Origin of the sequence: Butyrivibrio sp. YAB3001 (assembly GCF_900112195.1) — a bacterium.
Taxonomy (GTDB): Bacteria; Bacillota; Clostridia; order Lachnospirales; family Lachnospiraceae; genus Butyrivibrio.
Window position 1 is genome coordinate 68,157 of the sequence record NZ_FOKR01000003.1, and the last position, 12,967, is coordinate 81,123.

Below are 12,967 nucleotides of genomic sequence, written 5' to 3' on the forward strand. Positions count from 1 at the left end.
TGGTCAGTACGCCGTGAATTAGATATCCGCCACGTTACAGCGGAACTTACAATAACAGATTAGCACAACAAAAAAAACGTGCCGTTTTTGTCACAAACGGTACGTTTTTTGTCATAAATGGAATTAACAGTGAATCTTTTCTGTCAAAGCAGTAACAAATCACACTCTTTCAGAGTGCTTTTTCACCTTTTCACTATACATGTTATCATCCATCTTTTTAAAGAATGTATCAATGGTATCCCTGTCAGGATCAAATATGGTGTAACCCATGGAAAGCGAAAGCTTGTACTGTCTTCCTTCAGTCTCATTAAAAAGCTTTAGTTCATCCCTTAGTCCCTGAATCAGTTTTTTCATGGACTCATCATTACTTCCCTTCATCAAAAGAATAAACTCATCACCCGCAAACCTGATTGGGATTGCCTTGTCAGTCTTTCCAAGCCTAATGATCCTGGCCACATCGATAAGTGCCTCATCACCAACAGAATGACCATAGGTATCATTTATCTCTTTAAAATAATCCACATCTATCATCACTCCGCCAAGACTGGCCTTTGGATCTTTTGAATATATTTCAAAAAGATAATCCAGATAAGTCCTGTTGTACAATCCTGTAAGCGTATCAAGATAGGAAAATTCATTTTGCATCGACATATATATAGAAGTAAGTCCTATCGATATCGATACCCACATCAGAGACACTCCGTAAAACAGCACCTGTAAAAGGCATCCCGCTGCAATTGGGCCAAGCATAAGCGGAAGCGGGAAAAATCTGACCTTGTCATATCTTTCTTCATATTTTTTTATCACATAAATACTATAGATGAGATATCCTGCCTCAACAAGATAAAACATATAACTAAACGGAAGCCTGTGGTATACATTATTATCATCTATAAAAAAGACAACAGGATAAAAAAGATTAATAATAGTCGACAGGGCCATTATAAATCCTGGGATAGCAGCAATGCGATAAATCCTTCGCAGTCTGCTCTTGGAATGATACAGTTTATAATCAGTATACTGGCACCATGCAATCGCAAATACCGGATTTGCAATAAAGCAATACGTATTGCCAAAAAGATTTACAAGCCTGCAAATAATGCCTTCCCGCCCATCACAAAAAAACATCCAAAAATCCACAACACAAGCTACTGCAGAAAGAAATGCAATCAATGTAAATAGTCGGAATTCTTCATAATTTGTAGCTCTTCGGATATGGCTGCTGAAAAGCATTGCAATCAGCAGCATAAGTCCTACAAAATCTGCAATTGCTATGGCAACAATATTCATCAAAGCCCTCCCATGGGTATGAGTATCTTAAGTTCAAACCAATTATCCTTAAGATCAAAATTAAGAGTTCCATGATATTTTTCAACAGTGTATCTGATACTTTTAAGTCCAAAGCCATGATTTCCCTTATCAGCTTTGGTTGTCTCAGGATATCCGTTCTTTATTATAATATTGTTTTCGCAATAATTATTTACCTGAACCAGTACAAAGTTCTTTTTCTGAGAGATAGATAAATGAATAAGTCTCTTCTCAGGGTCATCAATAAGTGACACACTTTCTACCGCATTATCCAGCGCATTGCCAAAAATAGTACAGATATCGGCGACATGCATAAAATCAAGGACATCGCCGTCTGCCACACAGGTAATCTTTATGTTATTGGACCTGAAATTGATCATCTTACCGGCAATCAGTGTATCAAGAACGCTGTTGCCAGTTTCAAGTTCCGGACTGTAGGATTCAAGTTCCTGCTCCAGTGAATCAATCCACTTTTTTCTCTCTTCATCACTCATCTCAGCCCTGAGCCCTGCTATCTGGTGCTTAAGGTCATGATATTTCATATTGATGAGTTCAAAAGTAGACTGATAATTTCTGTACTTATCATATTGCGCCTTGAGCATTGAATGGATATTTCTAAGTTCTTTTTCCGCAAGAAGTTCGCAGATTCTGCTCTGATACACGTACAGTATCATGATTCCCGCAATATCAACCAGCGTTCTTATGTAAAAGATATCCGCCGTAATCCCACCGGAAAAAGGCGTATTTCTAAATACAAAGCTAAGGTTGCTGAAAGCAAATATCGCAACGGCAATAAGAACCGCTGCAAGCAATTCATGATTATTTATCTCCAGCTGAAATATTCCTCTGGTTATGCTCACTTCCATATAGTGAGCCCACGTAAAAACAAGTGTATAAATCGCAATAAGTATCAGAACCTGAATAACAATAGAATCTGTAATATTCCTGAAAAAGCATGCAAGCTGCCATTCAAGAGAAGCCGCAAGTTCAGCCAAAAGGAATGCCCTTGCGCAGTAATAACCTATTACATTTCGGCTGTCATCACAGGTAAAAGCCATAAATGCATACATGAACCCCACTGCAATAAGCATACAGGGAATCCACCAAAAGACCGGCAGTCCTTTGGTAAGCACCAGAAACATACTCTGAACTATAAGGCATAAAATTGAAGACAGGATAAAGTCCTCATTTTTAATCCTTCGCCTCATGACAAGGCAATAGGTAAGGCATGCCAGCCACTCGGCAAGAGCAGTGTATATTCTGGGAATATCATAATAAACGTTTTCCATATTTTCCTTAATATTATGGCGAATCTACCATATAATCAGTAAGAGCCGTCATAAAATCATTCTTTCTCGCCCTGCTGATAAGCAGCTTTTTTCCGGCAATAATACAACAGCCGTTTTCCACGCCATCCACAAATTTTAGATTAACAAGATATCCCTTATTGCTTCTAAAAAAGCTGTATGGAGTCAGTTGTTCTTCGAAATCCCCCATCTTGGCCCTTACGGAAAACTGCCCGCTCGTCGTGTAAAAAGTAAGGTTATGCCCCTCACTTTCGATGTAAAAAAGACTGTCAAGATTCAGCTTTTTTACACCGGATGCCACCTCAATAGTGATTATCCTGGAATTTGACTTTTTTATCTTGCCGAGAGCTCTTCCAAGTTTTTGGGAGAACGCAAAATAACTCACCGGCTTTAGCACATAATCAAGCGCATCAACCTGGTAACCACGGATGGCATAGTTGGTCATATTTGTTATAAACATGATCACTACTTCCTGGTCGAGCTTTCTTATCTCTTCCGCCGCCGTCATGCCATCCATAAGTTTCATCTCTATATCCATAAGGATTATGTCAAACTGTCCGGAATAACCGTTTGTTATCTCATCTCCATCGGAAAATCTTGTTATCTTAAAGTAATTGCCGCTCTCTTCCTGATATTTATTTATAAACTCAGTCAGCTGCTGCGCGTATGAATCTTCGTCTTCTACAATTGCAAGCCTGATCATAAAAAACCTCAACCTGTAATCATCTATTCATAAATGTTCGAACATTTATACCGTTAACCTCAATATGATCATCAACCGCAATAACAAGGCACTGCCTTCCATCAATTATCCTTGACTCAACAAGGTCCGTACGGTCCGCATCAACCTTTATCACAATGTTTGGTGCTGCAATGTCAAATTTCTTTTTATTTGCAATATTGTCCACAAGAAAAGGACAATCCTCCTCACCTGCACATTTTTCATAGTTCTCGTCAAAATATCCCAGTCTTTCTTCTGAGACGCCACTGTCAGACAAAAGCTGCTTAACATCATTTTTGGTAAGTTCCAAAGGCTCCGGATCATCCTTGTGATCTTCGATCATCTGATTTAAATTGTCGTGAACGTTTTTCATGATGTCATAATCAGCATCATCACCAATTGTATTCTGAACGACCGCATCAAAAATATCTTTCTGTTCAGGCGCAGACATAGGCGCTCTTCCGCCAAACATTGCCTCAACAAACACAGGCTGAAGATCATCAGGTTTCTTGGTGAAATAGAGCATGTTATGAATATCCATGTCTCTTTCTATAAACGCAGGAAAAAGAAATCCCTTGGTAGGTCCCTCGACAACCCAGTCGCAGTATCTCTCTTCGATGACATTGTCTTTTTCATTATAACCAAGTCCTGCCTTGGAGCGCTTAACAGGACAGATGCTGCAGAGCATATAATCATAAATCTTCTCTGATGCATCCTCCATCTCTATTCCATCCCTTGTAATTCCGGGAATATCATATACAGCATGGACAATAATAATATAATAATTCTCGCCATTTTCATAATTGGCTATTATCTTGTCATAAAACTCATCAAGAAGCGCATCGTCTTCAAGCTTTGAGTCCCTTAGCTTCAAAAGAAAATCTTGGGTTCCCCCCGGCTGTTCCTGGTCTAGAGGGAACTCAAGACTAATGAGATTCTTGCCAAAGGTACCTGCAAGGGTATGCTGGAAAATATCCAGATATTTGAACATTTCCTCATCAGGAAGCTGTCCGAAAGCCTTTCTAAAAGATAGTCTCTTGTTCTTTTCATGATCAACATAGCATCCGCAAATGTTATCAATAGTACACCTGTCAGGTGTAAACTGCTTTTTGATTTCTAATGTTTCTGCCTTATTCATTTTGAATACTACTTTCCTTTACCTACAAATTTTTGGCACATATCTACTGCAAACTGCACCGGATATAATTGTACCATAACAGAATCGATAAGATCTCCTATCGTCATCCTGAAAGCTATTTTAACAAATTTATCATAAGTAGTATCAAACATTTTTTCAAATACTTTAATACTGTCAACATCAATCTGATTTACAATCGGAGTACTTATATCTGTAGCAACGCCAAGCATCGATGAAAGCGATGTTGCACTTGTTCCCATCATCTGGTTCATTGCCTCAGAAGCTGCTGAAAGATGAAGTTCCGTTATTTCACCTGATGTATTTGTTCCATCACCGCCCATCATAAGGTCAGTCATAACTTTTACATCATGCTCTTTAAGCACAAGGACATTGTTTCCCTGAAGTCCTTTTACAAAATGAATCTGCACAAAGATACAGGTCTTTTCATAATCATCAAGTGCTTCACTTCGCTTTATCAGCTTAACATTCGGTGTTGTGATCTCAACCTTCCTGTTAACCATCATGCTTAATGTTGTCGCAGAATTACCCATACTGATATTTGCAATTTCACCAATAATATCAATCTGTTCCTGTGTCAAAACTAATTCTTCCAAAATCAGCACCTCCATAGGTAAAACGTAGAAAACTTCAATATTATTTTAATTTATTATATGTCTTTTTGTAAAGAATGTTTACGCTATATCAATAAAGCTTAATTGTTTTTTAAGAATAATTTTAGTGAATGAACATGATTATCTTTGATTGTTTGTTTTTGCTTTGTGATTTTTTATAAAAATTAAATTGGTTTTTTGTGATTATTTTTGATTGATTTTGATTATCTTTAGTGTTATTATCCTTCTATGATAGGTTAGTTCGTTGATTTTTTTCATATTATATGTTTCTAATTACAATTCTTTTTACATATTCACAGGGGAAAAAATGCTTACTCAGGAACGTCGCGATTTAATAGTTTCATTTATAAATGAAAAAAGTGTTGTCACCGTTGCAGAACTGATGGAGGAATTTGACGCCTCAGCAGCCACGATCAGAAGAGATCTGTCTGCACTGCACGATGAGAAAAAGATTGTAAAAGTCTTTGGCGGAGCAACTTCCATTGCTCAAAGCAGCGTAAACACCTTTGAGCCAACTGTTTCAGCCAAGGCTTCGCTTAATATTGAAGAAAAGGATGCGATAAGCAAATATGCTGCATCACTAATAAACGATGATGATTTTGTCTATATTGATTCCGGTACTACTACGCTTGAAATAATCAAGTATATCACTAATACAAAGGCTAAATACATCACCAACGGAATAGTCCATGCAAAAAAGCTTTTGGAAAAAGGGCTCAGCACAATGATTATCGGAGGCAGATGCAAGCCAACAACAGAGGCTGTTATCGGACCGGATTGTATAGAAACTATCAGCAAATATCATTTCACCAAGGCTTTTATGGGCACAAACGGCATTTCACTTCAGGCAGGCTACACAACTCCCGATGTGGATGAGGCCCTTGTAAAGCAGGAAGCTGTAAAGCATTCCTACATCTCATATATTCTGGCTGACCATTCCAAATTCGGAAAAGTAAGTTCAGTCACTTTTGCAGAACTTCCAAGCTGCTGCATCATAACAGACAGAGAAGTAAATAAAAATTTTAGTAACAAAACAGTAATCAAAGTAGTTTGATTAAGAGGAGGAACTAAATGATCTACACAGTTACCTTTAACCCTGCGATTGACTATGTTGTTCGCATGGGAAAAGAACTTCTTCCGGGAATGACTAATCGTTCAGATTCCGAGGAATGCTATTTTGGCGGAAAGGGTATCAATGTTTCCACAATCCTAAAAAATCTGGGATTAGAGAACACTGCTCTTGGTTTTGTAGCCGGCTTTACCGGTGAAGCAATCAAGGAAAGTGTAAACAAGAAGGGAATAAAGGCTGATTTTATTGATCTTCCTGAAGGAATATCCCGTATCAACGTTAAGATCAAGGGTTCAGAAGAAACTGAAATAAACGCTCAGGGTCCTTCTATTCCACAAGAAGCTATTGATAAGCTCTTTGAACAACTTGACCGACTTGTTGATGGCGATATTCTCATCCTTGCAGGAAGTATCCCAAGTTCACTTCCAAGCGATATTTACGAAAGAATTCTTGAAAAATTATCGGACAGAAAGGTTGACACTGTTGTTGATGCCACTAAAGATCTTTTGAAAAATGTCCTTAAGTACCATCCATTTCTCATAAAGCCAAACAATCATGAACTTGGCGAAATGTTTGATACAGTGCTTAAAACTGATGATGAAATCGAAGAACATGCCAAAAAGCTTCAAGCACTTGGCGCAAGAAATGTTCTCATTTCCATGGCAGGTGACGGAGCAATGCTCATCACAGAAAATGGTGAAAAATTCAGAGTCGGTGTACCTAAGGGCCAGGTCAGAAACTCAGTTGGGGCCGGTGATTCAATGGTTGCAGGATTTGTTGCAGGATTCCTTAAAAACCACAGCTATGGCGAAGCTCTTAAGATGGGAACCGCAGCAGGAAGCGCTACTGCTTTCTCAGACGATTTGGCTACAGGAGAAGATATCTTAAGTCTATACGAAAAGCTTTAATGATCTACTTAAAAATCATTACACACATAAATGGGGAAGCACCCCGTATAAGGAGGGACTATGAAAATCACAGATTTACTAAAAAAAGATGGCATTAGCCTGAATGTCAGCGCTGCTGATCAGAATGCTGCCATCGATGCGCTCATTGAGCTGCACGAGAAGGTTGGAAACCTCAACAATGTATCAGCATTCAAAAAAGCCATTCTCGCAAGAGAGGAAAAAGGCTCAACTGCCATCGGAATGGGAATAGCTGTTCCTCATGGCAAATCATTTGCTGTTTCCACTGCCGGCGTTACAGCCATCACAATTCCTTCAGGAATCGACTACAAGTCACTTGATGGAAATCCAAGTAAGCTCTTCTTCATGATTGCTGCTCCGGACACTGCAGCAGACACACATTTGGAAGTTCTTTCAAAGCTCATGACCCTTTTGATGGATCAGAACTTCTCAAATAAGCTTATTGAAGCAAAGACTCCTGATGAATTCTTAAAGATCATTGATGAAAAGGAAGCTGAGAAGGACAAAGAAGAAGCTGCAAAGAAAGCTGCCGCTCAGGCTGCTGCTCCTGCAAGCACAACTGCAAACAAAAAGCTTCTTGGTGTTACTGCCTGCCCTACAGGTATCGCTCACACATTCATGGCTGCTGAAGCACTTGAACTTAAGGCTAAAGAAATGGGTCTTTCCATCAAGGTTGAAAAAGATGGTTCCGCAGGCGCAAAGGATGTACTTAAGGCAAGTGAGATTGAAGAAGCAGATGCGATCATCATCGCTTGTGACAAGAATATCGATATGGGTAGATTTGATGGAAAAGAAGTTATCATCACCTCTACCAAAGAAGCGATTCACAATCCTGAAGAGCTTATCAAGAAAGCAACATCAGGACAGACCACAGTTTATCATCACACAGGCGCTGTTTCTAAACAGTCTGATGTATCTAACGAATCCTTTGGAAGACAGTTCTACAAGCACCTTATGAACGGCGTTTCACACATGCTTCCATTCGTTATCGGTGGTGGTATCCTTATCGCCATTGCATTCCTGCTTGATGATTACTCAATCGATCCAAGCAACTTTGGTACAAACACACCTGTTGCTGCATGGTTTAAGACTATTGGTGGCGTTGCATTTGGCTTCATGCTTCCAATCCTGGCTGGATTTATCGCTCAGAGTATCGCTGACCGTCCAGGTCTTGCAGTTGGTTTCGTAGGTGGCGCTCTCGCAAGTAGCGGCGCAACATTTGCTGCACCCGGAGGAGATGTATCTTCTGCTTTCCTTGGCGCTTTGGTTGCCGGCTTTGCAGCAGGTTACATTGTTAAGCTTCTTCAGAAAGCATTTGAAAAGCTTCCACAGGCACTTGAAGGAATCAAGCCCGTACTCATCTACCCTCTCTGCGGTATCCTTATGATTGGTCTTGTTATGTGTCTCATCAACCCTATCGTTGGTGCGCTCAACACATGGATCACAGGTGTCCTTGAAGGAATGGGAACAGGTTCAATGGTAGTACTTGGAATACTCCTTGGAGCAATGATGGCAACAGATATGGGTGGCCCTCTCAACAAGGCAGCTTATGCATTTGGTCTTGCAAGCCTTGCAAACCAGAACGAAACAGGTCACATGATCATGGCAGCTATCATGGTTGGTGGTATGGTTCCTCCAATCGCCATTGCATTTGCTACTATCTTCTTTAAGAAGAAATTCACTCCTGCAGAAAGAAAATCCGGTCCTGTAAACTTCATCATGGGACTTAGCTTCATCACAGAAGGCGCAATTCCTTTTGCTGCTGCAGATCCTATCAGGGTTATCCCTTCACTTATGGTTGGTTCAGGTCTTGCCGGTGCTCTTTCAATGGCATTTAAGTGCACACTTAGAGCTCCTCACGGTGGAATCTTCGTATTCCCTGTAGTTGGAAATGTTGGCATGTACCTTGTAGCTCTTCTTGTTGGTTCAGCTGCCGGCTGCCTCATGCTTGGGCTCTTAAAGAAAAATGTCGAGGAATAATTTCCTCTTCACCACTTGTTTTTTATAGAAAGGAATAAATTAATATGGTATCACAGAAAATCACAGTAACTAATGAACAGGGAATGCACATGCGTCCGGCAACTCTCTTTTGCCAGGCTATGACTCCATTTTCCAGCAGCGTAAAGGTAAACTTTAACGGAACATCATTTGATGGAAAAAGCGTAATGATGCTCATGGCTGCATGCATTAAATGTGGTTCAGAAATTGAAATCGAATGTGATGGTCCTGACGAAGCAGATGCTCTTAAAAAGGCTATTGAACTTGTTGAAAGCGGCCTTGGCGACTGATTTCATAACACCTTGCTTATATAACGGAGGAAATAATTATGGTTAAGGGAATTGCCGCTTCCAGAGGTATTGGAATTGGAAGTATTTGCGTAATTGCAGAACATGAACTTACATTTGAAAAGAAAAAAATAGAAGATACTGAAGCTGAAAAAAAGCGTTTTAATGATGCTATTGAAGCTTTTAAAGAAGAAACTACCAAACAGGCTGATGACATCAGAAAGCGTATAGGTCCCAAGGAGGCTGAAATCCTTGAAGGACATCTTGTAATGATCTCTGATCCCACAATGGCCGGTGAAATGACCAAGATGATCGAAGCCGGTCAGTGCGCAGAAGCTGCTGTTGAAGCAGTATGCGACATGTTCATCGGAATGTTCTCCAAGATGGACGATGAGATGATGCGCCAGAGAGCTTCTGACATCAGCGATGTAAAGGTAAGCATGTTAAAGCTTCTTCTCGGAATCAAAGATGTTGAGATCAGCAAGGTTGCAAAAGGCACTATCCTTGTAGCCAAAGATTTAACTCCATCCATGACTTCACAGATAGATAAAGATAATGTTGTTGGAATCATTACTGAGATTGGCGGAAAAACTTCACACTCCGCCATTCTCGCAAGAGCTCTCGAGATTCCCGCTGTACTTTCCGTTCCTGATGTAACTACTTTGGTAAAAGACAAAGATACTGCCATCGTAGATGGAACTGAAGGAATAGTTTATTTAAATCCTGAGGGCGATGTTCTTTCACAGTACATAATCAAACGTGAAGATTTTATTCGCAAGCAGTCTGAGCTCAAAGGTTTCCTTGGCAAAGAAACTGTGACCAGTGATGGTGCTAAGGTAGAGCTTTTCTGCAACATAGGAACTCCAAAGGATGCCAAAAAAGCCGTTGAATGCGATGGCGAAGGTATCGGACTTTTCCGTTCAGAATTTCTTTTCATGGATAATAATCATCTTCCAAGCGAAGAGGAACAGTTTGCAGCCTATAAAGAAGCCGCCGTTACTATGGGTGGAAAGCCTGTAATAATCAGAACTCTCGATATCGGTGGTGATAAGGATATTCCTTATCTTAACATGAAGAAGGAAGACAACCCATTCCTTGGATACAGAGCTGTCAGATACTGCCTTGGAAACAAGGACGCCTATATGATCCAGCTTAGAGCTATGGTAAGAGCCAGTGCTTTCGGCAAGATCAAGATCATGGTTCCTCTTGTAACCTGCGTGGATGAGCTCCGTGAAGTCAAGAAAATGGTTGCAGAGATCAAAAAAGATTTTGATGCAAACAATATCGATTACGACAAAGATATCGAAGTAGGATGCATGATGGAAACTCCTGCCGCCTCACTTATTGCAGATATTTTGGCAAAAGAGGCTGACTTCTTCTCAATAGGAACCAATGACCTCACTCAGTATACCATGAGCGTAGACCGCGGAAATGCTGATGTTGCTTATCTTTATTCAACATTCCAGCCTTCAGTGCTCCGCTCTATCAAACACATTATTGAGTGTGGAATAAAGGCGGGAATTCCTGTTGGAATGTGTGGCGAAGCTGCTGCCGATCCACTTATGATTCCGCTTCTTATATCCTTCGGTCTTACCGAATACAGTGTAAATCCGGTTCTTGTACTGACTGCCAGATGCATAATCTCCAAATGGAGTAAAGAAGAGGCTGATGCCCTCGCCCAGATAGTAATGTCACTTGATACAGAAAGCGAAATTGTAGCAGCACTCAAAGCTGCATCTAAAGAGTAAAAAAAATGAGTAGGTGACAATCAGCCATCCTACTCGTCTCGCGACCCGCATGCTACGAAGTAGCAAATTACATTATGCGGGTCTGCGAATAAGAAAAGATGCCATAAATGGTTGTGATATTTAAAACCATTTATGGCATCTTTTCTCATCCATATGATTATTTTTCAATGACTGTTATGTTAATGAAACATAATCAAATACTATTTATATGGAACATATTTCTTTGCATTGCTAAGTTTTGCATCATGTCATATTACGAAGCATCTCTATCGCTGTCTGAGGATGTCCTGACTGAGGTGTGGAATAAACATTATCATATTTAGATAAAAGTCTTTCTCTCATCTCCTCAGGATGATTGTATAACTGATCCATTATCCTATCAAAGGCCTTCTTCCATTCGCCCATTTCGTTACCTCCTTGTACACTACTGAACGGATCGATTCTAAAAAAACTGTACTATGTTATCGCCCGCACCAGTAATCAAACTGTAACTTCAACTCCAATCACTTACAGAAAACATCATGTATTTCGTGGTTTTCTATAAATATGCTAGCGATAAACATAGTACTTAATTTTTCGAATAAAGGCAATGGAAAATTGCACAAATAATTGTGAACATTCTGTGTTTTTGAAACGAAATATCAGTTCAAATTAAATATCTGAAGATTTAATTCCTTCTGTCTTAATAATGAACTTTACGCTGCACTTCTCATCAGCGTTTGCTCCTGCGAATGAAGTATAATTTCCGCCTGCTTCCTTGATTGCTGAGAGCTTATCTGCAAAGTCTGTAAGATCACCGTCAAATGCCTCATAGAGCTTTTTGATTCCCTCTTCATCAAGCTTGCATACACCATCAAGAAGTTCAACTACACCATCATCAAGTTCAATAATGCCATCATTGAGCTTTCCTGCGCCTTCATTAAGATCCTTAGCGCCATTCATCAGCTCGCCTGCTCCGTTATCAAGGTCATTTGCGCCACTGTTAAGCTGATCAGCACCTGATTTAAGATTACCTGCGCCACTTGAAAGCTTTCCTGCTCCATCATTAAGCTGACTTGCACCATCACTAAGCTGCCCTGCGCCGTCGCTAAGCTGCTTTGCACCGTCGTTTAATTTTCCGTTATTAGCTACAAGCTGGCTTGTTCCGTCATGAAGCTGTGAAGCACCTGTGCTAAGTGTTCCAAGACCTTCGTCAAGCTTCTGAGTTCCTGCATAGAGCTGGCCAAGACCATCTGCAAGATCTTTATTTCCTTCAGAAATCTGCTTTGCTCCCTCTATTGCTGCATTTACCTTATCCAGTGATTCCTGATTAAGAGGAACATTCTCAAGTTCAGCATTAAGCTTTGAAAGTGTTGAAACCACTGCTTTTGATGCACCTACAAGCATTGAGTAGCTGGCAATTGCCTGAGTATGCTGCATCATCAGATCACTACCCATAATCTCTTTCTGAAGATCCTTATCTGAAGAAATCTTCTTCATGATAGCTGCTTTAAGTGTCTTATTTGACATAAGCTTAGCCATGATATCTTCATTGGAAAGAACCTTTGCCATAACCTTCTCATCGCTGAACAAGCCATCAAGAAGATCTGTATCGCTAAGGATGAGACTCTGAACCTTTTCATTCTTGAGCATGCTGCCAACAAGCTTCTTATCGCTCATGATCATGCCGATTACCTTCTCATCACTGAGAATCTTACCCATGAGCTCGCTGTTTCCGAATATCTGCTTCTGAACCTTCTCATTGCCAAGCATCTTTCCTACAAGCTCTGTATCTCCCATGATCATTCCAAGCACTTTCTCATCGCTGAGCATCTTACCCATAAGATCTTTGTT

The 12,967-nt window shown here is 40.2% G+C and carries 11 protein-coding genes and 1 pseudogene; 5 read left to right on the plus strand and 7 right to left on the minus strand.

Going from position 1 to position 12,967, the window contains the following annotated elements:
* Positions 1–159 precede the first annotated feature (159 nt).
* From BM086_RS03800 to fliY, 5 genes are read right to left on the minus strand one after another with little or no spacing between them, the layout of a single operon-like run.
* Entirely contained in the window at positions 160–1,290 is a 1,131-nt protein-coding gene (locus BM086_RS03800; protein WP_092323707.1) for a GGDEF domain-containing protein, read from the minus strand.
* A complete protein-coding gene (locus BM086_RS03805) occupies positions 1,290–2,597 on the minus strand; it encodes a GHKL domain-containing protein (protein WP_092323710.1) in 1,308 nt (435 codons plus the stop codon). The genes BM086_RS03800 and BM086_RS03805 overlap by 1 nt, the downstream gene beginning before the upstream one ends.
* Positions 2,598–2,610: 13 nt before the next feature.
* Positions 2,611–3,318 carry a LytR/AlgR family response regulator transcription factor gene (locus BM086_RS03810; protein ID WP_092323713.1) on the minus strand — a complete coding sequence of 236 codons (708 nt, stop codon included), beginning with the start codon at positions 3,316–3,318 and terminating at the stop codon, positions 2,611–2,613.
* 19 nt (positions 3,319–3,337) lie between these two features.
* Complete coding sequence (locus BM086_RS03815) at positions 3,338–4,474, minus strand: DUF4317 domain-containing protein (RefSeq protein ID WP_092323717.1); 1,137 nt, start codon at positions 4,472–4,474, stop codon at positions 3,338–3,340.
* A gap of 8 nt (positions 4,475–4,482) precedes the next feature.
* Positions 4,483–5,088: a flagellar motor switch phosphatase FliY gene (fliY, locus tag BM086_RS03820; protein WP_092323720.1), complete on the minus strand. Its 606-nt coding sequence runs from the start codon at positions 5,086–5,088 to the stop codon at positions 4,483–4,485.
* A gap of 325 nt (positions 5,089–5,413) precedes the next feature.
* Here fliY and BM086_RS03825 point away from each other — a divergent pair, with 325 nt between their 5' ends.
* From BM086_RS03825 to ptsP, 5 genes are read left to right on the plus strand one after another with little or no spacing between them, the layout of a single operon-like run.
* Positions 5,414–6,160 (plus strand): DeoR/GlpR family DNA-binding transcription regulator, encoded by a 747-nt coding sequence (locus BM086_RS03825; protein WP_092323721.1) that lies wholly within the window; start codon positions 5,414–5,416, stop codon positions 6,158–6,160.
* A 17-nt stretch (positions 6,161–6,177) separates the two neighbouring features.
* Complete coding sequence (gene pfkB / locus BM086_RS03830; RefSeq protein ID WP_092323724.1) at positions 6,178–7,083, plus strand: 1-phosphofructokinase; 906 nt, start codon at positions 6,178–6,180, stop codon at positions 7,081–7,083.
* A gap of 60 nt (positions 7,084–7,143) precedes the next feature.
* On the plus strand, positions 7,144–9,081 hold the full coding sequence (locus BM086_RS03835; RefSeq protein WP_092323727.1) for a PTS fructose transporter subunit IIABC: 1,938 nt from the start codon (positions 7,144–7,146) through the stop codon (positions 9,079–9,081).
* 44 nt (positions 9,082–9,125) lie between these two features.
* Complete coding sequence (locus BM086_RS03840) at positions 9,126–9,389, plus strand: HPr family phosphocarrier protein (RefSeq protein ID WP_092323730.1); 264 nt, start codon at positions 9,126–9,128, stop codon at positions 9,387–9,389.
* Between the two features lie 38 nt (positions 9,390–9,427).
* Entirely contained in the window at positions 9,428–11,134 is a 1,707-nt protein-coding gene (ptsP, locus tag BM086_RS03845; RefSeq protein WP_092323733.1) for a phosphoenolpyruvate--protein phosphotransferase, read from the plus strand.
* Positions 11,135–11,377: 243 nt separating this feature from the next.
* Here the strand turns inward: ptsP and BM086_RS20735 are convergent, their stop codons facing one another.
* Both BM086_RS20735 and BM086_RS20740 read right to left on the minus strand, forming a co-directional pair.
* Positions 11,378–11,539 (minus strand): hypothetical protein, encoded by a 162-nt coding sequence (locus BM086_RS20735; RefSeq protein ID WP_175560087.1) that lies wholly within the window; start codon positions 11,537–11,539, stop codon positions 11,378–11,380.
* Positions 11,540–11,785: 246 nt separating this feature from the next.
* Positions 11,786–12,967, minus strand: a pseudogene (locus BM086_RS20740) (hypothetical protein); the annotation flags it as partial.

Bases quoted from the DNA above. Each gene is read 5' to 3' on its own strand.
- BM086_RS03800 (WP_092323707.1), bottom strand. From the start codon at position 1,290: ATGAATATTGTTGCCATAGCAATTGCAGATTTTGTAGGACTTATGCTG.
- BM086_RS03805 (WP_092323710.1), bottom strand. From the start codon at position 2,597: ATGGAAAACGTTTATTATGATATTCCCAGAATATACACTGCTCTTGCC.
- BM086_RS03810 (WP_092323713.1), bottom strand. From the start codon at position 3,318: ATGATCAGGCTTGCAATTGTAGAAGACGAAGATTCATACGCGCAGCAG.
- BM086_RS03815 (WP_092323717.1), bottom strand. From the start codon at position 4,474: ATGAATAAGGCAGAAACATTAGAAATCAAAAAGCAGTTTACACCTGAC.
- BM086_RS03825 (WP_092323721.1), top strand. From the start codon at position 5,414: ATGCTTACTCAGGAACGTCGCGATTTAATAGTTTCATTTATAAATGAA.
- pfkB (WP_092323724.1), top strand. From the start codon at position 6,178: ATGATCTACACAGTTACCTTTAACCCTGCGATTGACTATGTTGTTCGC.
- BM086_RS03835 (WP_092323727.1), top strand. From the start codon at position 7,144: ATGAAAATCACAGATTTACTAAAAAAAGATGGCATTAGCCTGAATGTC.
- BM086_RS03840 (WP_092323730.1), top strand. From the start codon at position 9,126: ATGGTATCACAGAAAATCACAGTAACTAATGAACAGGGAATGCACATG.
- ptsP (WP_092323733.1), top strand. From the start codon at position 9,428: ATGGTTAAGGGAATTGCCGCTTCCAGAGGTATTGGAATTGGAAGTATT.
- BM086_RS20735 (WP_175560087.1), bottom strand. From the start codon at position 11,539: ATGGGCGAATGGAAGAAGGCCTTTGATAGGATAATGGATCAGTTATAC.